The 21,890-nt window shown below is 65.1% G+C and carries 23 protein-coding genes; 9 read left to right on the top strand and 14 right to left on the bottom strand.

The features are described 5' to 3' along the window. Positions 1 to 110: 110 nt before the first annotated feature. Positions 111 to 1,310, bottom strand: a complete 1,200-nt coding sequence (gene tyrS / locus ACFZCE_RS21345; protein WP_390942511.1) for a tyrosine--tRNA ligase — start codon at positions 1,308 to 1,310, stop codon at positions 111 to 113. Positions 1,311 to 1,530: 220 nt separating this feature from the next. Between tyrS and ACFZCE_RS21340 the strand changes: the two genes are divergently transcribed. Beyond that, on the top strand, positions 1,531 to 2,940 hold the full coding sequence (locus tag ACFZCE_RS21340) for a peptidoglycan DD-metalloendopeptidase family protein (RefSeq protein ID WP_390942510.1): 1,410 nt from the start codon (positions 1,531 to 1,533) through the stop codon (positions 2,938 to 2,940). 1 nt (position 2,941) lies between these two features. After that, on the top strand, positions 2,942 to 4,033 hold the full coding sequence (locus tag ACFZCE_RS21335; protein WP_390942509.1) for an anhydro-N-acetylmuramic acid kinase: 1,092 nt from the start codon (positions 2,942 to 2,944) through the stop codon (positions 4,031 to 4,033). 18 nt (positions 4,034 to 4,051) lie between these two features. Here ACFZCE_RS21335 and erpA read toward each other — a convergent pair whose 3' ends face one another. Then, positions 4,052 to 4,402 (bottom strand): iron-sulfur cluster insertion protein ErpA, encoded by a 351-nt coding sequence (erpA, locus tag ACFZCE_RS21330; RefSeq protein ID WP_390942508.1) that lies wholly within the window; start codon positions 4,400 to 4,402, stop codon positions 4,052 to 4,054. A 145-nt stretch (positions 4,403 to 4,547) separates the two neighbouring features. Here erpA and hemJ point away from each other — a divergent pair, with 145 nt between their 5' ends. From hemJ to coq7, 5 genes are all read left to right on the top strand, one after another. Continuing rightward, on the top strand, positions 4,548 to 4,973 hold the full coding sequence (gene hemJ / locus ACFZCE_RS21325) for a protoporphyrinogen oxidase HemJ (protein WP_390942507.1): 426 nt from the start codon (positions 4,548 to 4,550) through the stop codon (positions 4,971 to 4,973). Between the two features lie 72 nt (positions 4,974 to 5,045). Continuing rightward, positions 5,046 to 5,549 carry a DUF805 domain-containing protein gene (locus ACFZCE_RS21320; RefSeq protein WP_390942506.1) on the top strand — a complete coding sequence of 168 codons (504 nt, stop codon included), beginning with the start codon at positions 5,046 to 5,048 and terminating at the stop codon, positions 5,547 to 5,549. A 72-nt stretch (positions 5,550 to 5,621) separates the two neighbouring features. Further along, positions 5,622 to 6,395 (top strand): SDR family NAD(P)-dependent oxidoreductase, encoded by a 774-nt coding sequence (locus ACFZCE_RS21315; protein WP_390942505.1) that lies wholly within the window; start codon positions 5,622 to 5,624, stop codon positions 6,393 to 6,395. A 72-nt stretch (positions 6,396 to 6,467) separates the two neighbouring features. Beyond that, the gene (locus tag ACFZCE_RS21310) at positions 6,468 to 6,806 is read left to right on the top strand and encodes an HIT domain-containing protein (protein ID WP_390942504.1); all 339 of its coding nucleotides are present in this window, start codon (positions 6,468 to 6,470) and stop codon (positions 6,804 to 6,806) included. Positions 6,807 to 6,875: 69 nt separating this feature from the next. Beyond that, the gene (gene coq7, locus ACFZCE_RS21305) at positions 6,876 to 7,523 is read left to right on the top strand and encodes a 2-polyprenyl-3-methyl-6-methoxy-1,4-benzoquinone monooxygenase (protein WP_390942503.1); all 648 of its coding nucleotides are present in this window, start codon (positions 6,876 to 6,878) and stop codon (positions 7,521 to 7,523) included. Between the two features lie 61 nt (positions 7,524 to 7,584). Here coq7 and ACFZCE_RS21300 read toward each other — a convergent pair whose 3' ends face one another. Then, the gene (locus tag ACFZCE_RS21300) at positions 7,585 to 8,007 is read right to left on the bottom strand and encodes an OsmC family protein (protein WP_390942502.1); all 423 of its coding nucleotides are present in this window, start codon (positions 8,005 to 8,007) and stop codon (positions 7,585 to 7,587) included. A 173-nt stretch (positions 8,008 to 8,180) separates the two neighbouring features. On the opposite strand from ACFZCE_RS21300, the gene crp reads away from it, so the two are divergent. Beyond that, on the top strand, positions 8,181 to 8,816 hold the full coding sequence (gene crp, locus ACFZCE_RS21295; protein ID WP_390942501.1) for a cAMP-activated global transcriptional regulator CRP: 636 nt from the start codon (positions 8,181 to 8,183) through the stop codon (positions 8,814 to 8,816). On the opposite strand, the gene ACFZCE_RS21290 is transcribed toward crp, so the two are convergent. Genes ACFZCE_RS21290 through ACFZCE_RS21275 form a run of 4 tightly spaced genes read right to left on the bottom strand, consistent with a single transcriptional unit; the run spans position 8,801 to position 12,007 of the window. Then, on the bottom strand, positions 8,801 to 9,514 hold the full coding sequence (locus ACFZCE_RS21290) for a biotin/lipoate A/B protein ligase family protein (protein ID WP_390942500.1): 714 nt from the start codon (positions 9,512 to 9,514) through the stop codon (positions 8,801 to 8,803). The two genes, crp and ACFZCE_RS21290, sit on opposite strands and share 16 nt — an antisense overlap. Before the next feature lies 1 nt (position 9,515). Next, a complete protein-coding gene (gene trpC / locus ACFZCE_RS21285; protein ID WP_390942499.1) occupies positions 9,516 to 10,352 on the bottom strand; it encodes an indole-3-glycerol phosphate synthase TrpC in 837 nt (278 codons plus the stop codon). Continuing rightward, complete coding sequence (gene trpD, locus ACFZCE_RS21280; protein WP_390942498.1) at positions 10,349 to 11,398, bottom strand: anthranilate phosphoribosyltransferase; 1,050 nt, start codon at positions 11,396 to 11,398, stop codon at positions 10,349 to 10,351. The genes trpC and trpD overlap by 4 nt, the downstream gene beginning before the upstream one ends. Before the next feature lie 9 nt (positions 11,399 to 11,407). Then, entirely contained in the window at positions 11,408 to 12,007 is a 600-nt protein-coding gene (locus ACFZCE_RS21275) for an aminodeoxychorismate/anthranilate synthase component II (protein ID WP_390942497.1), read from the bottom strand. 403 nt (positions 12,008 to 12,410) lie between these two features. Between ACFZCE_RS21275 and ACFZCE_RS21270 the strand changes: the two genes are divergently transcribed. Continuing rightward, positions 12,411 to 14,264, top strand: coding sequence for an autotransporter domain-containing protein (locus ACFZCE_RS21270; RefSeq protein ID WP_390942496.1), 1,854 nt, complete (start codon positions 12,411 to 12,413; stop codon positions 14,262 to 14,264). Between the two features lie 51 nt (positions 14,265 to 14,315). On the opposite strand, the gene trpE is transcribed toward ACFZCE_RS21270, so the two are convergent. The 7 genes from trpE to ACFZCE_RS21235 form a co-directional block, all read right to left on the bottom strand. Next, positions 14,316 to 15,797, bottom strand: coding sequence for an anthranilate synthase component I (gene trpE / locus ACFZCE_RS21265; protein ID WP_390942495.1), 1,482 nt, complete (start codon positions 15,795 to 15,797; stop codon positions 14,316 to 14,318). 66 nt (positions 15,798 to 15,863) lie between these two features. After that, positions 15,864 to 16,682 carry a phosphoglycolate phosphatase gene (locus ACFZCE_RS21260; RefSeq protein ID WP_390942494.1) on the bottom strand — a complete coding sequence of 273 codons (819 nt, stop codon included), beginning with the start codon at positions 16,680 to 16,682 and terminating at the stop codon, positions 15,864 to 15,866. Next, positions 16,679 to 17,353, bottom strand: a complete 675-nt coding sequence (gene rpe, locus ACFZCE_RS21255) for a ribulose-phosphate 3-epimerase (protein WP_390942493.1) — start codon at positions 17,351 to 17,353, stop codon at positions 16,679 to 16,681. Before rpe ends, ACFZCE_RS21260 begins: the two co-directional genes overlap by 4 nt. Positions 17,354 to 17,425: 72 nt before the next feature. Continuing rightward, positions 17,426 to 18,253, bottom strand: coding sequence for an ABC transporter permease subunit (locus tag ACFZCE_RS21250; RefSeq protein WP_390942492.1), 828 nt, complete (start codon positions 18,251 to 18,253; stop codon positions 17,426 to 17,428). 10 nt (positions 18,254 to 18,263) lie between these two features. Next, the gene (locus tag ACFZCE_RS21245) at positions 18,264 to 19,511 is read right to left on the bottom strand and encodes an ABC transporter permease subunit (protein WP_390942491.1); all 1,248 of its coding nucleotides are present in this window, start codon (positions 19,509 to 19,511) and stop codon (positions 18,264 to 18,266) included. Between the two features lie 105 nt (positions 19,512 to 19,616). Then, a complete protein-coding gene (locus tag ACFZCE_RS21240; protein ID WP_390942490.1) occupies positions 19,617 to 20,648 on the bottom strand; it encodes an extracellular solute-binding protein in 1,032 nt (343 codons plus the stop codon). Positions 20,649 to 20,696: 48 nt separating this feature from the next. Beyond that, positions 20,697 to 21,809 (bottom strand): polyamine ABC transporter ATP-binding protein, encoded by a 1,113-nt coding sequence (locus ACFZCE_RS21235; protein ID WP_390942489.1) that lies wholly within the window; start codon positions 21,807 to 21,809, stop codon positions 20,697 to 20,699. Between the last annotated feature and the right edge of the window lie 81 nt (positions 21,810 to 21,890).

Below are 21,890 nucleotides of genomic sequence, written 5' to 3'. Positions count from 1 at the left end.
GCTAACTCCTTGTTTACCAAGGCTTTTCGCGTTCCGTTGTCGCTGGAAGTGGTGCGCATTATAGGGGGATAAAACGGGGCGTCAACCGTTAATTTTAAAAAACGGCAAAATCACTCCGCCTTCAGCGAAACCCGCGCAAAGGCCTTCTTGCCAGCCTGGCATACATGGGTGGCGCCTACTTGCACCACGAAGTCACGGTCAACCACTTCGCCGTCTACCTTGACGCTACCGGCGGCGAGCAGGTCGCGCGCCGCCGCGGCGTTCTTCACCAGCCCTGCTTTATTAAGCACAGCACCGATCGGCAACGCTTCGGCGGCCAGCACTTCGACCTCAGGCAGGTCTTCCGGCAACTCGCCGTCCTTCATGCGGTTACCGGCGGCACGGTGGGCCGACTCTGCGGCTTCTTTACCGTGGAAGCGCTCGATCAGCTCTTCGGCGAGCAGGATCTTGATGTCACGCGGGTTGGCACCGGCCGCTACATCAGCCTTGAGCGCGTCGATTTCAGCCATCGAGCGGAAGCTCAGCAGCTCGAAGTAGCGCCACATCAGGCTGTCTGGCATAGACACCAGCTTGCTGAACATCACCCCAGGGGCTTCCTGGATGCCCACATAGTTGCCCAGCGACTTGGACATCTTCTTCACCCCATCCAGGCCCTCGAGCAACGGCATGGTCAGGATGTTCTGCGCAGGCTGGCCGTAGGCGCGCTGCAACTCGCGGCCCATCAGCAGGTTGAATTTCTGGTCGGTACCGCCCAGCTCTACATCCGCCCTCAGCGCCACCGAGTCGTAGCCCTGCACCAGCGGGTAGAGGAACTCGTGAATGGCGATCGGCTGGTTACCGCTGTAGCGCTTCTGGAAGTCATCGCGCTCGAGCATCCGCGCCACGGTGTACTGGGAGGTCAGGCGGATGAAGTCGGCCGGCCCCATCTGGTCCATCCAGGTAGAGTTGAAGGCGACTTCGGTCTTGGCCGGGTCGAGGATCTTGAACACCTGGGCCTTGTAGGTTTCGGCGTTGGCCAGCACCTGCTCACGGGTCAGCGGCGGGCGGGTAGCGCTTTTGCCGCTGGGGTCGCCGATCATCCCGGTGAAGTCACCGATCAGGAAGATCACCTGATGGCCCAGCTCCTGGAACTGGCGCAGCTTATTAATAAGCACGGTGTGGCCCAGGTGCAGGTCGGGCGCCGTCGGGTCGAAGCCGGCCTTGATGCGCAGTGGCTCGCCGCGCTTGAGTTTCTCGACCAGCTCGGCTTCGACCAGGAGTTCATCCGCGCCGCGCTTGATCAGCGCCAGTTGCTCTTCTACCGACTTCATAATGTGGGGGGCCTGCAAGGTTCAGATTCAAGGGGGCAAACATACAAGATCGGCCCCTCAGGGCCAAGGCCGCGACGCAATGTGACTTGCCGCACGCACCCGAACGTCTGCGAGGGTTGCCTCGAGGCGGTTTTGGTTATATTTTATACAGTTATTTCATCATCTTCATCGTCATATTCATCTTCACCCATTCATCTTCTTCATATTCAAAGCCAAAACCATGACCGAAGCCCCACCCAAAGCGCCCCCGCTTTACCCAAAAACACACCTGTTGGCAGCCAGCGGCATCGCTGCCCTCCTCAGCCTGGCCCTGCTGGTGTTCCCCACCAGTGACGTAGAAGCCAAACGAACATCGCTGGCCCTGGACATGGCGCCCCCGGCCGACGCGCTCAAGGACCAACCCGCCAATACCGAGCAGGCCCCCACCGAAGCCGAGCCCTCGCCCTTCGCCCAGATCGAAGGTGACGCCCCGGCCGACGAGCAGAATGCCGCAGTTGAACAGCCCGCCGAGGCCCCCGCCCCCGGCGCACAACATCGCCAGGTGGTGGTTGCCAAGGGCGATACGCTTTCTACCCTGTTCCAGAAGGTCGGGCTATCGGCCGCAGACATCCAGGCCGTGCTCGACAGCGACCCGCAGGCCAAGCAGTTCACCCACCTCAGGCGCGGGCAAATCCTGCAGTTCGAGTTGGCCGCCGATGGCCAACTGCAAACCCTGCACACTCAATTGAGCCACCTCGAAAGCATCAGCCTGCAGCGCCAGGGTGGCGCGTTCGCCTTCGCCCGGGTGATCGATAAACCGGTCCTGCGCGATGCCTACGCCCACGGGGTGATCAACAATTCACTGTCGCTGTCGGCGCAAAAGGCCGGGCTGTCTCACGGGCAGATCATGGACCTGGCGAACATCTTCGGCTACGACCTGGACTTCACCCAGGACATCCGCCAAGGCGACCAATTCGACGTGATCTACGAGCAGAAGGTGCTCGACGGCAAGGTGATCGGTACCGGCAGCATTCTCTCGGCACGCTTCGTCAGCCGCGGCAAAACCTACACCGCCGTGCGTTACACCAATAAACAAGGCAACAGCAGCTTCTACACCGCCGATGGCAACAGCATGCGCAAGGCCTTCGTTCGCTCGCCGGTCGACTTCGCGCGGATCAGCTCACGCTTTTCCGGCGCCCGCCAGCACCCAATCCTCAACAAGATCCGCGCCCACCAGGGCGTGGACTACGCCGCGGCACGCGGCACGCCGATCAAGGCCACTGGCGATGGCAAGGTGATCCTCGCCGGGCGCAAGGGCGGCTACGGCAACACGGTGATCATCCAGCACGGCGCCACCTATCGCACCCTTTACGGCCACATGCAGGGTTTCGCCAAGGGCATCCGCGATGGCGTGCCAGTCAAACAGGGCCAGGTGATCGGTTACATCGGCACCACCGGCCTGGCCACGGGCCCGCACGTGCATTACGAGTTCCAGGTCAACGGCGTGCACGTCGACCCACTGGGGCAGAAGCTGCCCATGGCCGACCCAATCGCCCGTAATGACCGCGCCAAGTTCGCCCAGCAAAGCCAGGCCTTGATGGCGCGAATGGACCAGGAACGCGCGACCCTCGTCGCGTCGAACAAGCGCTGACATGGCCCTCTATATAGGGGTGATGTCGGGCACCAGCCTCGACGGGCTGGACTTCGCCCTGGTCGACCAGCAATCCGGCCACCTGCAGTTGGTGGCCAGCCATTACCTGCCGATGCCGGGGGAACTGCGCGCGCAACTGCTGGCCCTGTGCGCGCCGGGCGACGATGAAATCGCCCGCGCGGCCCTGGCGGAAAACGCCTGGGCCCGCTTGGCCGCGCAAGGCATCAACGAATTACTGGCACGCGAGCAGCTCAACCCTTCGCATGTCCGCGCCATCGGCAGCCACGGGCAAACCGTGCGCCACGAACCCGCGCGCGGGTTTACCGTGCAGATCGGCAACCCGGCGCTGCTCGCCGAGCTGGCCGGCATCGACGTGGTCGCGGATTTCCGCCGCCGTGACGTCGCCGCCGGCGGCCAAGGCGCACCGCTGGCCCCGGCCTTCCACGACTGGCTGTTCCGCGAAGCAGCCGCCCATGTGGCGGTGCTGAACGTGGGCGGCTTTACCAACCTCAGTTTGATCGACGACGGCGAACCGGTGCGCGGCTTTGACTGCGGGCCGGGCAACGTACTGATGGACGCCTGGGTGCAGCGCCACCAAGGCACCCCGTTCGACCGCGATGGCCAATGGGCCGCCAGCGGCCAGGTGCACCCGGCTTTGCTGGCACGCTGCCTGAGCGCGCCGTTCTTCACCAGCACCGGCCCGAAAAGCACTGGCCGCGAGCTGTTCAACCTGCCTTGGCTGGAGCAGCAACTGGCTGGGCTGAACGTTACCCCGGCAGACGTACAAGCCACCCTGCTGGAACTGACCGCCCACAGCGTGACCCAGGCCCTGGCCCAAGCGCAGGCACAGACCGAGCATTTATTGGTATGTGGCGGCGGCGCGCATAACAGCGCGCTGATGCAACGCCTGCAACAGGGATTGCCCGCGACCCAGGTAGCCAGCACCGCCGACTGGGGCGTAGACCCAGACTGGATGGAAGCGATGGCATTCGCCTGGCTGGCGCATTGCTGCCTTGAGCGGCTGGCCGGTAACCGGCCTACGGTGACCGGCGCCCAAGGCTTGCGCGTATTGGGCGCGCTGTACCCGGCCTGAGGCGGCCGGGCGTGGTGTTCAGATCGAGAACGACTGGCCGCAACCGCAGGTGGTCGAGGCATTGGGGTTGTTGATCACGAACCGCGAGCCTTCCAGGCCTTCCTGGTAATCCACCTCGGCGCCGGCCAGGTACTGGAAGCTCATCGGGTCAACCACCAGGCTTACGCCCTCGCGCTCGACGATGGTGTCGTCTTCGGCGACGTCTTCATCGAAGGTAAAGCCATACTGGAAGCCCGAGCAGCCACCGCCGGTGACGAACACGCGCAGCTTCAGGCGGTCGTTGCCCTCTTCGTCGACCAGGGTCTTCACCTTGTACGCAGCACCCTGCGTGAACTGCAAAGCCGTGGGGGTAAAGGTTTCGACGCTCATCTTGACTCTCTCCCGGCGTTAGCCGATGTATCGCGAAATGCGGGCATTATCCGCTTGCCTGAGTAAAGTGGTCAAGAATCAGCCGGTGGCGCCGCCCGGCGGTGGCGCTTACCATCGGGGCACCGTGACCCTGGATAACACAACCATGCTCTATCTCTGGCTCAAAGCCTTGCACATCGTTGCCGTCGTTTGCTGGTTCGCCGGCCTGTTCTACCTGCCGCGGCTGTTCGTTTACCACGCCATGAGCGAAGACGCGCCCAGCCGGGAGCGTTTCAAGGTGATGGAGCGCAAGCTCTACCGCGGCATCATGGGCCCGTCGATGATCGCCACGCTGCTGCTCGGCGGCTGGATGCTCTACCTCACGCCCGGCTGGCTGAGCCAGGGCTGGATGCATGCCAAGCTGGCCCTGGTGGTGCTGCTGATCGGCTACCACCATATGTGCGGCGCGCAACTCAAACGCTTTGCCCGCGACGAAAACCAGCGCAGCCATCGCTTCTACCGCTGGTTCAACGAATTCCCCGTGCTGGTGCTGCTGGCCGTGGTGATCCTGGTGGTGATCAAACCGTTCTGACAGCCCTTGGCGGGCGGCGCAGAGGGGTTGTATCCTGCGCCGCTACATTCGCGACAAGGAAATGTCTGAAAAATGCACGCGTCCTCACCGTTCGAGCCGCCAAAGGCCAACCTCGAAACCACCCCGGCGTTCGCCGACCTCGACTGGAAAACCCACAAGGGCCGCCTCGGCCGCGTGCGCTACCTGGCCTGGAGCCTGGTGCTGATGGCGGCGATGGTGCCGGCCATCCTGGTATTGGTCTCGGTTGCCGGCGCCGCGCCGATGATTGCGGCCATTCTGGCTGCACTGCTGGCGATTTTCGCCATCATCATCGGCCTGCGCTTTTATGTCCGGCGCATCCACGACATCGGCTGGTCCGCCTGGTGGCTATTGCTGCTGATCGTGCCACTGGTGGGCTACATCTTCCCCTTCGTGCTGATGCTGATGCCCGGCACCGCCGGCGTGAACCGCTTCGGCCCGCCCACCCCGCCCAACACCACCACCGTAAAGGTGCTGGCGGCGCTGTCGGTGGTGGCCTACGTGGCCATTATGGTGTTTGGGTTCCTCAGTGGTTTTTCCTCTGCCTTGCACCGCTGACACCACCGCTGCGGTTACACTAGCCAGGTAAAAGGCGCTGCCCCGGCGGCGCCCGGCTGGAGAACGACTGCAATGCCCCCTTACGCTCTGATCACCGGTGCATCCAGCGGCCTGGGCCTGGCCCTGGCCGAAGCGCTGGCCCGCCAAGGGCGCTCGCTGATCCTGGTGGCGCGCCAGCGCGACCCACTGGAAACCATCGCCCTGGAACTCACCCAACGCTTCGGCGTAGAGGTGCTGTTTCGCGCCTGCGACCTCGGCGAGCCCCTGCGCCTGTCGGGCTTCTTGCTCGAACTCGAAGAAAACGACACCCGCATCGACCTGCTGGTGAACTGCGCCGGGGTGCGCAGCCACGGGCATTTTCTGGCCCAGGACTGGGGCCAGGAACAAGACCTGCTCGAACTCAACGTACTGGCCCTCACTCGCCTTTGCCATGCCCTGGGCAACAGCATGGCGGTACAAGGTGGCGGGCAGATCCTCAACGTGGCCTCGCTGGCGGCGTTCCAGCCCGGCCCCTGGATGAGCAGCTACGCCGCGAGCAAGGCCTACGTATTGCACTTTTCCGAAGGCCTGCGCGAGGAACTACGGCAAACCGGCATCAAGGTGTCGGTGCTCTGCCCCGGCCCGGTGCATTCACCGTTGCGGCGCATTGCCCGCCTGCAACACAGCGCCTGGCCGATGCGCGCCGATGAAGTGGCCCTGTACACGGTGCGCGCCCTGGCCCGCAACCGCGCGCTGATCATCCCCGGCGGGCGCAACCGCTGGCTGCTGCGCCTTGCGCGGCTGGGCCAGCGCTGGCTGCTGCGCAAGCTGGCCGCCTGGGTGAACCGCCGCTACGCACCGCATTGACGCAAAGCACTGGGCGCCGCCGCCCCGGGTGAGTACACTGGGGCGAGGACACCCCATCATGGAGAACCCGCTGTGGCCACTCTCTTCACCAAGATCATCAACAGAGAGATACCCGCGAAGATCATCTACGAAGACGACGACGTGATCGCCTTCCACGATATCGCCCCGCAGGCACCGGTACATTTTCTGGTTGTACCGAAAAAGGAAATCGCCACCCTGGCCGACGTGACCGAGGCAGACAAACCCCTGCTCGGGCACATCGTGTTCATGGCCCAGAAACTGGCCAAGGAACAAGGCTGCGAAGAAGGCTTTCGCGTGGTGATGAACACCAATGAGCAAGGCGGGCAAACGGTGTATCACATTCACCTGCACGTGCTCGGCCAACGCAACATGCACTGGCCTCCGGGCTAACCCCCGCCCCACCCGCGCCGCGCCGGCCCCCGCGCGGCACCGCCCTGATACCTGCCCAAGGAGGTTCTTGTGGCCGTCGAACGCCAATATTCCCCCCTCGACAAGCTATTGCTGCAAGCCGACACCGCGGCCCGCACCCTGCTGCCCTTCAGCGGCCAGCCGGCGCGCCCCTCCCCTGCCATCGTGCAGCCAGACGCGAGCATGAGCCCCGAGGATGCCCGCCACGCCGCCGGGCTGATGCGCATCAACCACACCGGCGAGGTGTGCGCCCAGGCGCTGTACCAGGGCCAGGCGCTGACTGCCAAGCTGCCCAAGGTGCGCAAGGCGATGGAGCATGCCGCCGAGGAAGAAATCGACCACCTGGCCTGGTGCGAGCAGCGCATTCGCCAGTTGGGCAGCCACCCAAGCGTGCTCAACCCGGTGTTCTACGGGATGTCGTTCGGGATTGGCGCCTTGGCGGGGTTGATCAGCGACCGGGTCAGCCTGGGCTTTGTGGCGGCCACTGAGCACCAGGTGTGCAAGCATTTGGATGAACACCTGGTGAAGCTGCCGGTGGAAGACCAGAAGTCGCGGGCGATTCTCGAGCAGATGCGCATCGATGAAGCCCAGCACGCCGATTCGGCGCTCGACGCGGGGGGCCTGCGCTTCCCGGCGCCGGTGAAGCTGGGGATGAGCCTGCTGGCCAAAGTGATGACGGGCACCACCTACCGGGTGTAACGGCTGCTGGCGCTTCGCCCGGCAGCGCCAGGCGAAGCGCCCTCAAGCCAGGCGCAAGGCCTCAACCCAGCTCGACGATCTCGTAGTCATGGGTGATCTTCACCCCAGCATTGCCCAGCATGATCGACGCCGAGCAGTACTTCTCGGCCGACAGCTCGATCGCCCGCTTGACCTGCTGCTCCTTCAGCCCACGGCCCTTGACCACGAAGTGCAGGTGGATCTTGGTGAACACCTTTGGGTCCTGGTCGGCGCGCTCGGCCTCGAGGAAGGCTTCGCAGCTTTCGACCGGCTGGCGCGCCTTCTTCAAGATGCTCACCACGTCGAAGTTACTGCAGCCACCCAGGCCGATCAGCACCATTTCCATGGGCCGCACGCCCAGGTTACGCCCGCCAGCTTCAGGCGGGCCGTCCATCACCACCACGTGGCCGCTGCCCGATTCGCCCAGGAACATGGCCTCGCCGGCCCATTGAATACGTGCCTTCATCTCGGCCTCCGCTCAAAAAAAGTGAGCCAGCTTAGCACAGCGCGGTCGAACGGCATTTGCCGGAAGCTAACGTATCGCTTCGTCTAGCGATTCTGATACAGTAGTGCCAATATGATGGCGCCAAAGAACGCACACCCATAAAAACCTGCCTGCCTGCTAGCCGAGACCCAGCCATGGCCGTTGCTCCGAAGATCAAGAACATCGACAAGTTGCTGGCCCACAGCCAGCGCCGCCGCTATGCGGCGAAAAGCAATTTGATCTGCGCGGGCGATCAATCGCAAACCCTGTCGTACATCATCCGTGGCTCGGTCACCATCCTCATCGAAGACGACGACGGCCGCGAGATGATCATCGCCTACCTCAACCCTGGTGACTTCATCGGTGAGCTGGGCTTGTTCGACCCGCCGCCAGCCAACGGCCAGCGCAGCGCCTGGGTGCGCGCCAAAACCGAGTGCGAAGTGGCGGAAATCAGCTACGGCCGCTTCCGCGAGCTGGCCGCCCAAGACCCAGACATCCTCTACGCCATCAGCGGCCAGATCGCCCAACGCCTGCGCAACACCACACGCAAGGTGGGCGACCTGGCGTTCTTCGACGTGACCGGGCGGGTGGCGCGCTGCCTGCTGGAGCTGTGCAAACAGCCTGATGCGATGACCCACCCCGACGGCATGCAGATCAAGGTCACCCGCCAGGAAATCGGGCGGATCGTTGGCTGTTCGCGGGAAATGGTCGGGCGCGTGCTCAAAGACCTCGAAATGCAGCGGCTGATCGAGGTCAAGGGCAAGACGATGGTGGTTTACGGCACCCGTTGATGCAACGCGCGCAGGCCTTCGAGCATCTCGCCGTAGGCCTCAGCCAGCGGCCCTAGCACCTCGGCATCGGGGAAGCGCTCCCACAGGCCGACATGGCTTTCGGCATCGCAACGTTGCGGCAGGCCGCAGGCCTGGTTGAAGCGGTTGACCGCGGCGACCATCTGCTCGCGCTCAGCGCCCATCAGCATCGCCCCGTGCACCAGCACCACTGGCCCGGCGCCACCGGCGGCCTGGCGCCAGCGCTGGGCAGTCCCCACCCATTTGCGCCCACCCAGGTTGACGTTGTAACGGCCGTCGCAAAACGCGCCCGGCACCTCGCCCAGCGAGGCCTCGCCACCCAACGCCCGTAGCACATCGCACAGCGGCTGGCACAGCCGTTCATAAGCGCTTTCGATGCGGTTGCGGTCCCCTTCGCTGCGCGGCGCGGCATACACCAGCGCGACGTTGATCGTGGCCGCGGATTGCGGCACCGGCTCGCCGCCGGTTTCCCGCAGCAATACTGGCCAGCCGGCTGCGGCCGAGGCCTCGCTGGCGGCGGCGAAGCCGTCGAGGCGGGCCATGCGCCGCGGCATCACCAGGGCGCGATCGGTGCTTTGCCAGAACAGCAAGCCATCGCGCGCCTGGCCGGTGCACACATCGGCCAGCAATTGCTGTTCGGCGGCCAGGCCCGCCTCGGTGCTGGTGCGCAGCGCCGGCATGTTAGCCGAGCGGCTTGCTGGCGGCAGGCGCGGCCTGCTCGGGGAAGAACAAACGTTGCAATTCCAGGCCCGGGTTCTCGGCGCGCATGAAGGCCTCACCGACCAGGAAGGCGTACACGTCGTTGATTTCCATCAGCTCGACATCCGCCCGGTTGAGGATGCCACTCTCGGTGATCACCAGCCGGTCGCGGGGAATACGCGGCAGCAGGTCGAGGGTGTTCTCCAGGCTCACCTCGAAGGTGTGCAGGTTGCGGTTATTGATGCCCAGCAGCGGCGTGTCGAGGGTTTTCAGCGCGCGCTCCAGCTCGTCGCCGTCGTGCACCTCGACCAGCACGTCCAGGCCGTGGGCCTTGGCCACCGCGGCCAGCTCGGCCATGCGAGTGTCTTCCAGCGCCGCAACGATCAACAGAATGCAGTCCGCGCCCAGCGCGCGAGCCTCGACCACCTGGTACGGGTCGATCATGAAGTCCTTGCGGATCACCGGCAGTGCGCAGGCCTCGCGTGCCTGCTGCAGGTAGGCATCGGCGCCCTGGAAGAAGTCGATGTCGGTCAGCACCGACAGGCAGGTCGCGCCGCCCTTGGCATAGCTTTGGGCGATGTCTTGCGGCACGAACAGTTCGCGGATCACCCCTTTGCTCGGCGAGGCTTTTTTCACCTCGGCGATCACCGCCGGCTGGCGGCGCGCGGCCTGGGCCTGCAGCGCGGCGGCAAAGCCGCGCACCGGGCTGGCGGCGGCGGCCAGTTGCTCGGCTTCAGCCAGGCTTACCCGGCTACGGCGCTCGGCCACTTCCTCGGCCTTGCGGGCGAGGATTTTCTCCAACACGGTGGGCACGCTCATGCTTGGTTCTCCTGCTGGAAGACGGCGGTGAAGGCGCCGAGTTCTTCGAGTTTTTCCCGGGCGAGCCCGGTGTGCAAGGCATCGTGGGCCAAGGCCACGCCTTCTTTCAAACTGCTGGCGTGGTCCGCGGCATAGAGCGCGGCACCGGCATTGAGGATGATCATCTCGGCGGCCTTCTGGCCGTTGGCGGTTTTACGCTTGCCCAGCGCGTCGCGGATCAGCGCCAGCGAGGCTTGCGGGCTTTCGACCTCAAGGCCATAGAGGCTCTGGCTGTTGATGCCGAGGTCTTCGGGCTGTACCCAGTATTCGCTGACCTCGCCGTTTTTCAGTTCAGCGACGAAGGTGGGCGCGGCCAGGCTGAATTCGTCGAGGCCATCCTTGGAGTGCACCACCAGCACGTGCTTGCTACCCAGGCGCAGCAGCACTTCGGCCACCGGCCGGCACAGCGCCGGGTTGAACACCCCCACCACCTGGTGCAGCACGCCGGCCGGGTTGGTCAGCGGGCCGATCATGTTGAACAGGGTGCGCAGGCCGAGATCACGGCGCGGGCCGGCGGCGTGTTTCATCGCGCCATGGTGGGCCTGGGCGAACATGAAGCCGATGCCCACGCTGCTGATGCAACGGGCCACCTGCACCGGTTGCAGGTTCAGGTACACACCGGCGGCCTCGAGCAGGTCGGCGCTGCCGCTTTTGCCCGACACCGCGCGGTTACCGTGCTTGGCCACGGTGCAACCGGCGGCCGCGGCCACCAGCGCGGAGGCGGTGGACACGTTGAAGATGTTCGCGCCGTCGCCACCGGTGCCGACGATGTCGACCACCCGTTCCAGCGACCCGAGTTCGACCTTGCCGGCCAGCTCGCGCATGGCCGAGACCGCGCCGACGATCTCGTCGATGCTCTCGCTTTTCATGCGCAGGCCCATGAGGAAGGCGCCAATCTGCGCATCGGTGCATTGGCCGGTCATGATCTGGCGCATCACCTGGCGCATTTCTTCGGCCGAGAGGTCGAGATGATCGACCACCCGGGCCAGCGCGCTTTTGATATCCATGGGGGCTCCTTAGGCCTGGCGCACGCCGCCGGCTTGCTTGAGGAAGTTGGCCAGCAGCGCGTGGCCCTGCTCGGTGAGGATCGACTCGGGGTGGAACTGCACGCCCTCGACGTTCAGGGTTTTATGGCGCAGGCCCATGATCTCGTCGAAGCTGCCGTCGGCGTGTTGGGTCCAGGCGGTCACCTCGAGGCACTCGGGCAGGGTGCTGTGCTGCACCACCAGCGAGTGGTAGCGGGTCACGGTGAGCGGGTTGTTCAGGCCGGCGAACACGCCGAAGTCCTTGTGGAATACCGGGCTGGTCTTGCCGTGCATCACTTGCCGGGCGCGCACTACATCGCCGCCGTAGGCCTGGCCGATGGACTGGTGGCCCAGGCACACGCCGAGGATCGGCAGCTTGCCGGCAAAGTGCTGGATGGCGGCGATGGAAATGCCCGCCTCGCTCGGCGTGCACGGGCCAGGCGACACCACGATGCGCTCGGGCGCCAAGGCCTCGATGTCGGCCAGGGTGACTTCGTCGTTACGCACCACCTTGACCTCGGCACCCAGCTCGCCGAGGTACTGCACCACGTTGTAGGTGAAGGAGTCGTAGTTGTCGATCATCAGTAACATCGGGGCAACCTCTTGAATCTGACTTGGCATTAAGCCTTCGGACACGGCCGGAAGCACCGGCACCCCCACAGTGGGCGGCAAAACGAAACGGAATCCGGAAGGTAGGCGAAACGTGCCGGGGAAGCCGGCGGGGGAATAGTCAGGCGCGCCAGCGCCAACGGGCGAGGGCCTTGATAACGCGCATCAGGAGTTTGCTGACGATCAACACAGCGGCGGGTCTCGAACTATCGAGCGGCAACAGTAGCTTACCGCGCCTGCCCGTGCAATACGGGGCCGCCGGGTTACCTGCATTTGCCGGCCCGGAAGAAACAACCCGAAACGATTGCAAGCAAAAACATAAAACATCCGTTTGGTAGCATTCCATTTGCCGGATCCAAAAATAACAAATGGCAAAGGAATACCCATGCGAACCACACAGCTACTCCCCTGCTCCCTCGCCGCGCTGGCGCTGGCCTGTTGCAACCCCGCCCACGCCGCTCCCTCACCCTACTCAACAATGATCGTATTCGGCGACAGCCTGGCCGACGCCGGGCAATTCGGCGTGCGCTTTACCAGCGAACTCCCCAATGGCGAATCCGCACCGGTGTCTCCCACGCTGCTCGGCCAGCAACTGGGGGTAGCGCCGGCAGACCTACTGCCCTCCACCGCGCTGGGCAACCCGCCTGTGGATGGCAACAACTGGGCCACCGGCGGCTACCGCACCGACCAGATCCTCGATTCGATCATTGGCAGCTCCCAGGTCGGGGTGCCGCCGCTGTTCGGCCGTGAACGCCCCGGCTACCTGGCCAACGGCAACCGGGCAGACCCTAACGCCCTGTATTACCTCACCGGGGGCGGCAACGACTTCCTCCAGGGCCTGGTGACCACCCCCGAGCAGGCCGCGGCCGCCGCCGGCCGCCTGGCCGCCAGTGCCCAGGCGCTGCAGCAGGGTGGCGCGCGCTACATCATGGTGTGGATGCTGCCCGACCTCGGCCTGACCCCAAACTACAGCGGCACGCCCAACCAGGCCGGGTTGTCGGCCCTGAGTGCGCTGTTCAACCAGGCACTGGCCAACCAGTTGGCGCAGATCGACGCGCAGATCATCCCGCTGAACGTGCCGCGGCTGCTTGAGGAGGTCGTCGCAAACCCGGCCACCTACGGCCTGGCCACCGGGCAAAACCTGGTCGGCACCTGCTACAGCGGCACCCAGTGCAGCCTCAACCCGGCCTATGGCGCCGGCACCGCGCTGGACGACCCAGACAAACTGCTGTTCAACGATGCCGTGCACCCCACCGCCACCGGCCAGCGGCTGATCGCCGACTATGGCTACTCGATCCTGTCCGCGCCCTGGGAGGCCAGCCTGCTGCCAGAAATGGCCCAGGCCAGCCTGCGTACCCATCAAGACACCCTGCGCGGCCAGTGGCAAGGGGCCTGGCAAGCGCCCGGTGAATGGCAGCCGATCCTCGCCGCCAGCGCTGGGCGGATGGGCATCGATGAGCAAGGCAGCAGCGCCAAGGCCAACGCCCACGGCGCCGGGGTCACCCTGGGCGGCAGCTACCGGGTGAGCGAGGCGGCCCGCCTCGGCCTGGCCCTGGGCGCCTACCGGCAAACCCTCGAGGCGGGCCCGCGGGATTCCCAATACGGGCTCAACAGTTACCTGGCCAGTGCCTTCGGTGAGTTCCGCCAGGGCCAAACCTGGGCAGACGTGACCTTCACCCTGGGCCACCTCGACTACGACAGCCTGAAGCGGCGCTTCGGCCTGGGCGTGAGTGAACGCCAGGAAAGCGCCAGCACCACGGGCCATGCCGTGGCCCTGAACAGCCGCCTGGGCTATGACCTAGCCCCGGCCAGCAGCCGTTGGCAGTTGGCGCCGTTTGTCAGCGCCGACTGGGCACGGGCGCAGGTGGGCAGTTATGAAGAAAGCAGCGGCCGCTCAACAGCGCTGGGGTACGGCGCGCAGCAACGTGATTCACGCCGCCTGGGCGTGGGCTTGCAAGCTGCGTTGCAGGTCACGCCGAGCACCCGGCTGTTCGCCGAAGCCGCCCGCGAGCGGGAGTTCAATGACCGCGCCGATGACGTGCGGATGAACCTGACCAGCCTGCCGGCCAACCGTTTCACCCTGCAGGGCTATGCCCAACCGGGCCACCTGACCCGCGCCAGCGTGGGCGTGAGCCAGGCCTTGGCGCCGGGGCTTAACCTCAGCGCCAGCTATAGCCTGAGCAAGAGTGATGCGTTTACCCAGCAAGGGGCGAACCTGGCGTTGAGCCTGGATTTGTAAGGCGTTTGAGGGGCCCTTCAGCCGGCGCGACCCGGCGAAGGGCACTGGCGCCTAGCGCCGAGTGGTTTGCTCAGCCAACGCCACGGCGCGGAACATCGCCCGGCGCTTGTTGATGGTTTCTTCCCACTCCAGCGCCGGTACCGAATCCGCCACGATGCCGCCGCCGGCTTGCACGTGCAGTTGGCCTTGCTTGATCACCGCGGTGCGGATGGCGATGGCGGTGTCCATGTTGCCGTTCCAGGCAAAGTACCCCACCGCACCGCCATACACGCCACGCTTGACCGGTTCGAGTTCATCGATGATCTCCATCGCGCGGATCTTCGGCGCGCCCGACAGCGTGCCAGCCGGCAAGATCGCGCGCAGCGCGTCCATTGCCGTCAGCCCGGCCTTCAGCTTGCCGGTCACGTTCGAAACGATGTGCATCACGTTCGAGTAACGCTCGATGACCATCTTCTCGGTCAGGCGCACGCTGCCCACCTCGCTGACCCGCCCGGTGTCGTTGCGGCCCAGGTCGATCAGCATCAGGTGTTCGGCGATTTCCTTCTCGTCGCTGAGCAGGTCTTGCTCGTAGGCCACGTCGGCCTCGGCGGTGGCGCCCCGCGGGCGGGTGCCGGCGATCGGGCGCACGGTGACGTCGCCGTCTTCTACCCGTACCAGCACCTCGGGCGAACTGCCCACCACGTGGAAGTCGCCAAAGTTGAAGAAGTACATGTACGGCGTCGGGTTGAAGCAGCGCAGCGCGCGGTACAGGTCGATCGGCGCGGCGGCGAAATCGATGGACATCCGCTGCGACGGCACCACCTGCATGCAGTCACCGGCGAGGATGTAGTCCTTGATGGTGCCCACCGCGCGCTCATAGTCGGCCTGGGTGAAGCTGGAGCGGAACTCAGGCTCGGCGCCGCCCACCTTGGCCATGTCGAGCCCGGGGCGTGGGGTGATCGGCTGGCGCAGTTGCGCCATCAACTCGTCGAGGCGGGCCAGGCCAGCGCCATAGGCGTCGGCTTCGCTGGGGTCGGCCAGCACGATGGCGTGCATGGTGCCGGCGAGGTTGTCGAACACCACCACCGCGTCGGAGACCATCAACAGGATGTCGGGCGCACCGATGGTGTCGGGGTTGGGGCTGGCGCCCAGGCGGCGCTCGACATAGCGCACGCAGTCATAGCCGAAGTAGCCCACCAGGCCGCCGTTGAAGCGCGGCAAGCCGGGCAGCGTTGGCACGTTGTAACGGGCCTTGAACTGCTCGACGAAGGCCAGCGGGTCTTCGACCTCGGCGCGCTCGATCACCTCGCCATCGCGGCTCACCTCGATGGTGTAGCCGTTGACCCGCAGCACAGTGCGGCAGGCCAGGCCAATGATCGAGTAACGGCCCCACTTCTCACCGCCCTGCACGGACTCGAGCAGGTAGGTGTTGGGCTGGTCGGCGAGCTTCAGGTAGATCGACAGCGGCGTGTCGAAGTCAGCGAGGGTTTCGCGGGCAAGGGGGATGCGGTTGTAGCCGGCCTGGGCCAGGCGCAGGAATTCTTCGCGGGTCATATCTGCCTCGTGGCGGATGAAAGGGGCAATCAGGCAAACGCGCCGGCACGGCCGGCTGGGCAACAGTCAGGCGCGCCAGCGCCAACGCGCCAAGGCCTTGATGACTTTCATCCAGAGTTTGCAGGTACTCGCCACGATCGTATTCCGGCCATTGTGAGCTTCGAGGTCGGGCAACGTTACCGCAGTGGGCGAAGCCAGGCAACCAGGCAACAACTGGCGAAGGTCCGCGAGCACCAGGTCGGGGGCTTCTTCGCTGATCGGGCGGCCATGGTTGTAGCCGTAGCTGAGGCCAACGCTGGCCACTTCCGCGGCCTTGGCGGCGAGGATGTCGTTGCGCGAGTCACCCACGAACAGCGCCTGCCCGGCGGACACACCGGCCATTTTCATCACGTGCAGCAGCGCCGCGGGGTCGGGCTTTTGCTGCGGCAGGGTGTCGCCGCCGATGATCCAGCGGAAGTACCGGCCCAGCTTCAGCTCATCGAGCAACGGCGCCACGAACTGCTCGGGCTTGTTGGTGATCAGCGCCATTTCAACGCCTTGCTCCTTCAGCCAGCGCAGGGTTTCACGCACGCCGGGGTAGACCACGGTGTTGCCGTGGCTTTGCCCGTAGGCGTGCATGAACAGCGCCTGGGCCGCCTCGGCCTCGGTATCGTCTACGCTGGCGTGCTCGATGCCGCCAGCCAGGGCGCGGCGCACCAGCACCCGGGCGCCGTTGCCGATCCACACCCGCACCTGCTCGATGCCCGCCGCCGGCCGGCCCAACTGCGCCAGCATGCTGTCGATGGCGGCGGCCAGGTCAGGCACCGAGTCGACCAGGGTGCCGTCGAGGTCGAACATCACCAGGCGCGGCAACGGCCCCGGGAACAGCTGCTGCAGGCCGCTCATGAGCGGGCCAGCGCGAGTTCTTCGTGCATCTTGGCGATCACCGCCTGGTAGTCGGGCGCGTTGAAGATCGCCGAGCCGGCGACGAAGGTGTCGGCGCCTGCCTCGGCGATTTCGCGGATGTTCTGCAGGTTCACCCCGCCGTCGATCTCCAGGCGAATGTCGCGCCCGCTGGCGTCGATCAGCGCGCGTGCCTCGCGCAGTTTGTTCAGCGTGCCGGGGATGAACTTCTGCCCGCCGAAGCCGGGGTTCACGCTCATGAGCAGGATCATGTCGACCTTGTCCATCACGTACTCGAGCAGGTTCAGCGGGGTTGCCGGGTTGAACACCAGGCCGGCCTTGCAGCCGCCGTCACGGATCAACTGCAGCGAGCGGTCGATGTGCTGGCTGGCCTCGGGGTGGAAGGTGATGTAGCTGGCGCCGGCCTCAATGAAGTCACCGATGATGCGGTCGACCGGGCTGACCATCAGGTGCACGTCGATCGGCGCGCTGATGCCGTATTTGCGCAGTGCGTGGCAGACCATCGGGCCGATGGTCAGGTTGGGCACGTAGTGGTTGTCCATCACGTCGAAGTGAACGATGTCGGCGCCGGCGGCGAGGACGTTGTCCACTTCTTCGCCCAGGCGGGCGAAGTCAGCGGACAAAATGGACGGGGCAATGGCATACGGTTGCATGACGCACCTGTTGGCTGGGATCACAGTGCCGCGCAGTTTACCCCAAGCCAACCGTTGCCGCGATGACGCGGCTCACGCCACCGGGCTGGTGCGCAGGCGCTCACCCCGGCCGCGCAGCCATTCCAGCACCAGCAACAGCACCACGGAAAACCCGATCAGCAAGGTGGCCGCCGCGGCAATGGTCGGGCTGAGGTTCTCGCGGATGCCGCTGAACATCTGCCGCGGCAGCGTGGCCTGCTCGGGGCCGGCGAGGAACAGCGTGACCACCACTTCATCGAACGAGGTGGCGAAGGCGAACAACGCGCCGGAAATCACCCCGGGGGCGATCAGCGGCAAGGTCACCTTGCGAAACGCCAGCAGCGGCGAGGCCCCCAGGCTGGCGGCGGCGCGCACCAGGTTGTAGTTGAAGCCCTGCAAGGTCGCCGACACGGTGATGATCACGAACGGTACGCCCAGCACCGCGTGCACCACGATCAGCGACAGGTAGCTATTGCCCAACCCCAGCGGGGCGAAGAACAGGTAGCTGGCCACCCCGATGATCACCACCGGCACCACCATGGGTGAGATCACCAGCGCCATCACCAACGGCTTGCCGGGGAAGTTGCCGCGCACCAGGCCGATCGCCGCCAGGGTGCCGAACAGCATGGCCAGCACGGTCGCCGCTGGCGCCACGATGATGCTGTTGCGCAGCGCGCGCATCCACTCATCGGAGGCAAAGAAGTCCTGGTACCAGTGCAGCGAGAAGCCCTGCATCGGGTACACCAGGAAGCTCCCCGAGTTGAACGACAACGGCACGATCACCAGCACCGGCAAGATCAGGAACAACAGGATCAGCGCGCAGAGAATCCGCAACGCGTAGTACCAGGCACGTTCCACGGGCGACTGATAGGGGCTCAGCATGGCGGTTTCCTCAGCTCAGGCGCAGGCGGCTGGCGCCGACCAGCTTGCTATAGATCAGGTAGAGAATCACGGTGGCCAGCAGCAGCAACCCGCCCAACGCGGTGGCCATGCCCCAGTTGATGCTGGTGTTGGTGTAGAAGGCCACGAAGTAGCTGACCATCTGGTCGTTGGGGCTGCCCAGCAGCGCCGGGGTGATGTAGTAGCCGATGGCGAGGATGAACACCAACAGGCAACCGGCGCCCACGCCGGCGTAGGTTTGCGGGAAGTACACCCGCCAGAAGCTGGCGAACGGGTGGCAGCCGAGGGAAATCGCCGCGCGCATGTAGCTGGGGGAGATCCCCTTCATCACGCTGTAGATGGGCAGGATCATGAACGGCAGCAGAATGTGCACCATCGAGATGTACACGCCCACCCGGTTGAACACCAGCTCCAGTGGTTTATCGATCACGCCCACGGCGATCAGCGCGCTGTTGATCAGCCCGCCCGACTGCAGCAGCACGATCCACGCCGCCACCCGCACCAGGATCGAGGTCCAGAACGGCAGCAGCACCATGATCATCAGCAGGTTGCTCTGGCGCGCCGGCAGGTTGGCCAGCAGGTAGGCCAACGGGTAGGCCAGCGCCAGGCAGAGGGCGGTGATCACCAGGCCCATCCAGAAGGTGCGGGCGAAGATGTCGAGGTAGATCGCCTGGTCCGGGGTGGCCGGGGCCAGTTCGCCGAGGTCATCGATGCGGTGATCGGTGGCCGCCAGCAGGTAATAGGGGGTGACGTCACTGGTGTTGCGGCGGATCACCTGCCAATAGGCCGGGTCTCCCCAGCGCTCGTCGAGGGCTTCCAGTGCGTCTTTATAAGAGGCCGGCACGTCGCTGAACGGCAGCGCGCGGGCGGTTTTCATCAGCAGGCTGCGGTAGCCGGCCGATTCCATGTTCAGGCGTTTGGAGAGGTCGCCCAGTTGCTGGTCCTGCCGGGCTTGCGCCAGGTCTTCGGCCAGCCCCTGGTACGCGGCCTCACCCGGCAGGCCCTTGCCATCCCAGGCTTTGACCGCCACCACGGTACGCGGCATGGCGTTGACCACTTCCGGGTTGCTCACGCTGCGGTACAGCAAGGCGGCGATGGGCACCAGGAACACCAGCAGCAGGAACACCACCAGTGGGGCGATCAGTGCCTGGGCCTTGAGCCGGTTCACGCGTTCAGCACGCGCCAGGCGTTGCTTCAGGCTTGGGTTGGCGGCGCTGGCCAGAGGGATGGAAAGGGCCATGGGGATGCTCCACAACTGCAACACATGTTGATCGTGGGAGGCCGGCTGCGCCGGGCGAAGGGCCAGTCCAGCCCTCTCGCCCGGCACAGCCGGCCTCCCACGGTTTTACTTCGCGGCCCAGGCGTTGAAACGCTGCTCGAGCTGCTCGCCGTTGTCGGCCCAGAAGTTCACGTCGATCTGCACCTGGTTTTCCAGGTTCTGTGGCGTGGTGGGCATGTTCGCGGTCACTTCCTTGCTCAACAGGCTCACGGCCTTGTTGTTGGCCGGGCCGTACGCGATGTTCTCGGCGTAGACCTTCTGCTGCTCAGGCTGCACGGAGTAGGCGATGAATTTCTTCGCCTCCTCGGCGTTCTTCGCGCCCTTCGGGATGGCCCAGGCGTCGAAGTCGTACACGCCGCCGTTCCACACCACCTTCAGGTTGCTTTCCTTGGCGACCGCGGCAATCCGGCCGTTGTAGGCCGAGCTCATGACCACGTCACCCGAGGCCAGGTACTGCGGCGGCTGGGCGCCGGCTTCCCACCACTGGATGTTCGGCTTGAGCTCGTCGAGCTTCTTGAACGCGCGGTTCTGGCCATCTTTGCTGGCCAGTACCTTGTACACGTCGGCCGGGGCCACGCCGTCGGCCATCAGGGCGAATTCCAGGGTGTACTTGGCGCCCTTGCGCAGGCCGCGCTTGCCTGGGAATTTCTTCACGTCCCAGAAATCAGCCCAACTGGTGGGCGCTGCCTTGAGCTTGTCGGCGTTGTAGGCCAGCACCGTGGACCACACGAAGAAGCCCACGCCGCAAGGCTGGATGGCGCCTTTCACGTAGTCGGCGCTGTCACCGAATTGCTTGGGGTCGAGGCGTTCGAACATGTCTTCGTCGCAGCCGCGCGCCAGTTCCGGCGACTCGACTTCGACCAGGTCCCACGACACGCTCTTGGTGTCGACCATGGCCTTGACCTTGGCCATTTCACCGTTGTACTCGCCGGCGACGATCTTGCCTTTGCCCGCGGCTTCCCACGGCTCGTAAAAGGCTTTGACCTGGGCGGCCTTGTTGGCGCCGCCGAACGATACCAGCGTGAGGTCTGCCGCCATGGCATTGACCGCCCCCATCATCCCCAGGGCCAGGGCGCTGAACTTCAGTTGCTTGAGCATGAAATCTTCTCTCCAGATCGCAGGTAGGTGTTCTTCTTGTTTTTCATGTCATACGGTCAACGGGTCGAGCGCGCGGGCGTGCTCCACCGGCCAGCCGAGGGGTACAACATCGCCGACCGAGAGGGCAGGATCGAGTTCGGCGATGGGTTGCTTGACGAAGAAGTCGGTGTTGCCGGCTACTTCCAGGCGTACCCGGACGTGGTCGCCCAGGTAGATGAATTCGGCCACGCGGCCGGAAAATCGGTTGGCGTGCTGGTCGCTGTGCTGGCCCAGGCGCACCCGCTCGGGGCGGATCGACAGCGTCACCGCGTCACCCGGCTGGCCGACGTTCACCGCCAGCGCCTCGACCTTTTCGCCACGGGCCAGGCCGACCACGCAGCGCTCGCCGTCACGGCTGAGCAGTTGCCCGGCGAGGCGGTTGTTCTCGCCGATAAAGCCCGCCACGAAGGTGTTCTTCGGGTGCTCGTAGAGCGAGCGCGGGTCTTCGATCTGCTGGATCTCGCCTTGGTGGAACACCGCCACCCGGTCAGACATCGTCAGCGCTTCGCCCTGGTCGTGGGTCACGTACACCACGGTCACGCCCAGGCGCTGGTGCAGGTGCTTGATCTCCATCTGCATGTGCTCACGCAGCTGCTTGTCGAGGGCACCGAGGGGTTCGTCCATCAGCACCAACTGCGGCTCGAACACCAGCGCCCGGGCCAGGGCCACGCGCTGCTGCTGGCCGCCGGACAGTTGCGCCGGGTAGCGCTGGGCGAAGGCGTCGAGCTGGACCATCCCCAGGGCTTTTTTCACCTTGTCGGCCACGTCGCTTTTGCTCATGCCGCGCACCGAGAGCGGGAAGGCCAAATTCTCGGCCACCGTCATGTGCGGGAACAGCGCGTAGTTCTGGAACACCATGCCGATGTCGCGCTTGTGCGGCGGCACATGGTTGATGGCGCGCCCGGCCAGGGTGATCTCGCCGGCGGTGGGCGTTTCGAAGCCGGCCAGCATCATCAGGCTGGTGGTTTTGCCAGAGCCCGAAGGGCCGAGCAACGTGAGGAACTCACCCTTGCGGATGTCCAGGTTGAGGTCCTTGACGATGAGGTTCTCACCGTCGTAGCTCTTCTGTACCCCACGGAAGCTGACCAGAATGTCTGCCGCGCCCGGCTTTGCCTCGCTCATGTCCCATACCCTTGTTGGTGATGCATGGGCCCCAGCGTACGCAAGCGCCAGCCCCCGGAAAATCGGCGGCCAGGAGAGAAT

The organism is Pseudomonas sp. NPDC007930, assembly GCF_042958985.1.
In the GTDB taxonomy this organism is placed as follows: domain Bacteria; phylum Pseudomonadota; class Gammaproteobacteria; order Pseudomonadales; family Pseudomonadaceae; genus Aquipseudomonas.
Note: the sequence above shows the minus strand (reverse complement) of the source record. Positions and strands in the feature narration are given on the sequence as shown.

Bases quoted from the DNA above. Each gene is read 5' to 3' on its own strand.
- tyrS (WP_390942511.1), bottom strand. From the start codon at position 1,310: ATGAAGTCGGTAGAAGAGCAACTGGCGCTGATCAAGCGCGGCGCGGAT.
- ACFZCE_RS21340 (WP_390942510.1), top strand. From the start codon at position 1,531: ATGACCGAAGCCCCACCCAAAGCGCCCCCGCTTTACCCAAAAACACAC.
- ACFZCE_RS21335 (WP_390942509.1), top strand. From the start codon at position 2,942: ATGGCCCTCTATATAGGGGTGATGTCGGGCACCAGCCTCGACGGGCTG.
- erpA (WP_390942508.1), bottom strand. From the start codon at position 4,402: ATGAGCGTCGAAACCTTTACCCCCACGGCTTTGCAGTTCACGCAGGGT.
- hemJ (WP_390942507.1), top strand. From the start codon at position 4,548: ATGCTCTATCTCTGGCTCAAAGCCTTGCACATCGTTGCCGTCGTTTGC.
- ACFZCE_RS21320 (WP_390942506.1), top strand. From the start codon at position 5,046: ATGCACGCGTCCTCACCGTTCGAGCCGCCAAAGGCCAACCTCGAAACC.
- ACFZCE_RS21315 (WP_390942505.1), top strand. From the start codon at position 5,622: ATGCCCCCTTACGCTCTGATCACCGGTGCATCCAGCGGCCTGGGCCTG.
- ACFZCE_RS21300 (WP_390942502.1), bottom strand. From the start codon at position 8,007: ATGAAGGCACGTATTCAATGGGCCGGCGAGGCCATGTTCCTGGGCGAA.
- crp (WP_390942501.1), top strand. From the start codon at position 8,181: ATGGCCGTTGCTCCGAAGATCAAGAACATCGACAAGTTGCTGGCCCAC.
- ACFZCE_RS21290 (WP_390942500.1), bottom strand. From the start codon at position 9,514: ATGCCGGCGCTGCGCACCAGCACCGAGGCGGGCCTGGCCGCCGAACAG.
- trpC (WP_390942499.1), bottom strand. From the start codon at position 10,352: ATGAGCGTGCCCACCGTGTTGGAGAAAATCCTCGCCCGCAAGGCCGAG.
- trpD (WP_390942498.1), bottom strand. From the start codon at position 11,398: ATGGATATCAAAAGCGCGCTGGCCCGGGTGGTCGATCATCTCGACCTC.
- ACFZCE_RS21275 (WP_390942497.1), bottom strand. From the start codon at position 12,007: ATGTTACTGATGATCGACAACTACGACTCCTTCACCTACAACGTGGTG.
- ACFZCE_RS21270 (WP_390942496.1), top strand. From the start codon at position 12,411: ATGCGAACCACACAGCTACTCCCCTGCTCCCTCGCCGCGCTGGCGCTG.
- trpE (WP_390942495.1), bottom strand. From the start codon at position 15,797: ATGACCCGCGAAGAATTCCTGCGCCTGGCCCAGGCCGGCTACAACCGC.
- ACFZCE_RS21260 (WP_390942494.1), bottom strand. From the start codon at position 16,682: ATGAGCGGCCTGCAGCAGCTGTTCCCGGGGCCGTTGCCGCGCCTGGTG.
- rpe (WP_390942493.1), bottom strand. From the start codon at position 17,353: ATGCAACCGTATGCCATTGCCCCGTCCATTTTGTCCGCTGACTTCGCC.
- ACFZCE_RS21250 (WP_390942492.1), bottom strand. From the start codon at position 18,253: ATGCTGAGCCCCTATCAGTCGCCCGTGGAACGTGCCTGGTACTACGCG.
- ACFZCE_RS21245 (WP_390942491.1), bottom strand. From the start codon at position 19,511: ATGGCCCTTTCCATCCCTCTGGCCAGCGCCGCCAACCCAAGCCTGAAG.
- ACFZCE_RS21240 (WP_390942490.1), bottom strand. From the start codon at position 20,648: ATGCTCAAGCAACTGAAGTTCAGCGCCCTGGCCCTGGGGATGATGGGG.
- ACFZCE_RS21235 (WP_390942489.1), bottom strand. From the start codon at position 21,809: ATGAGCGAGGCAAAGCCGGGCGCGGCAGACATTCTGGTCAGCTTCCGT.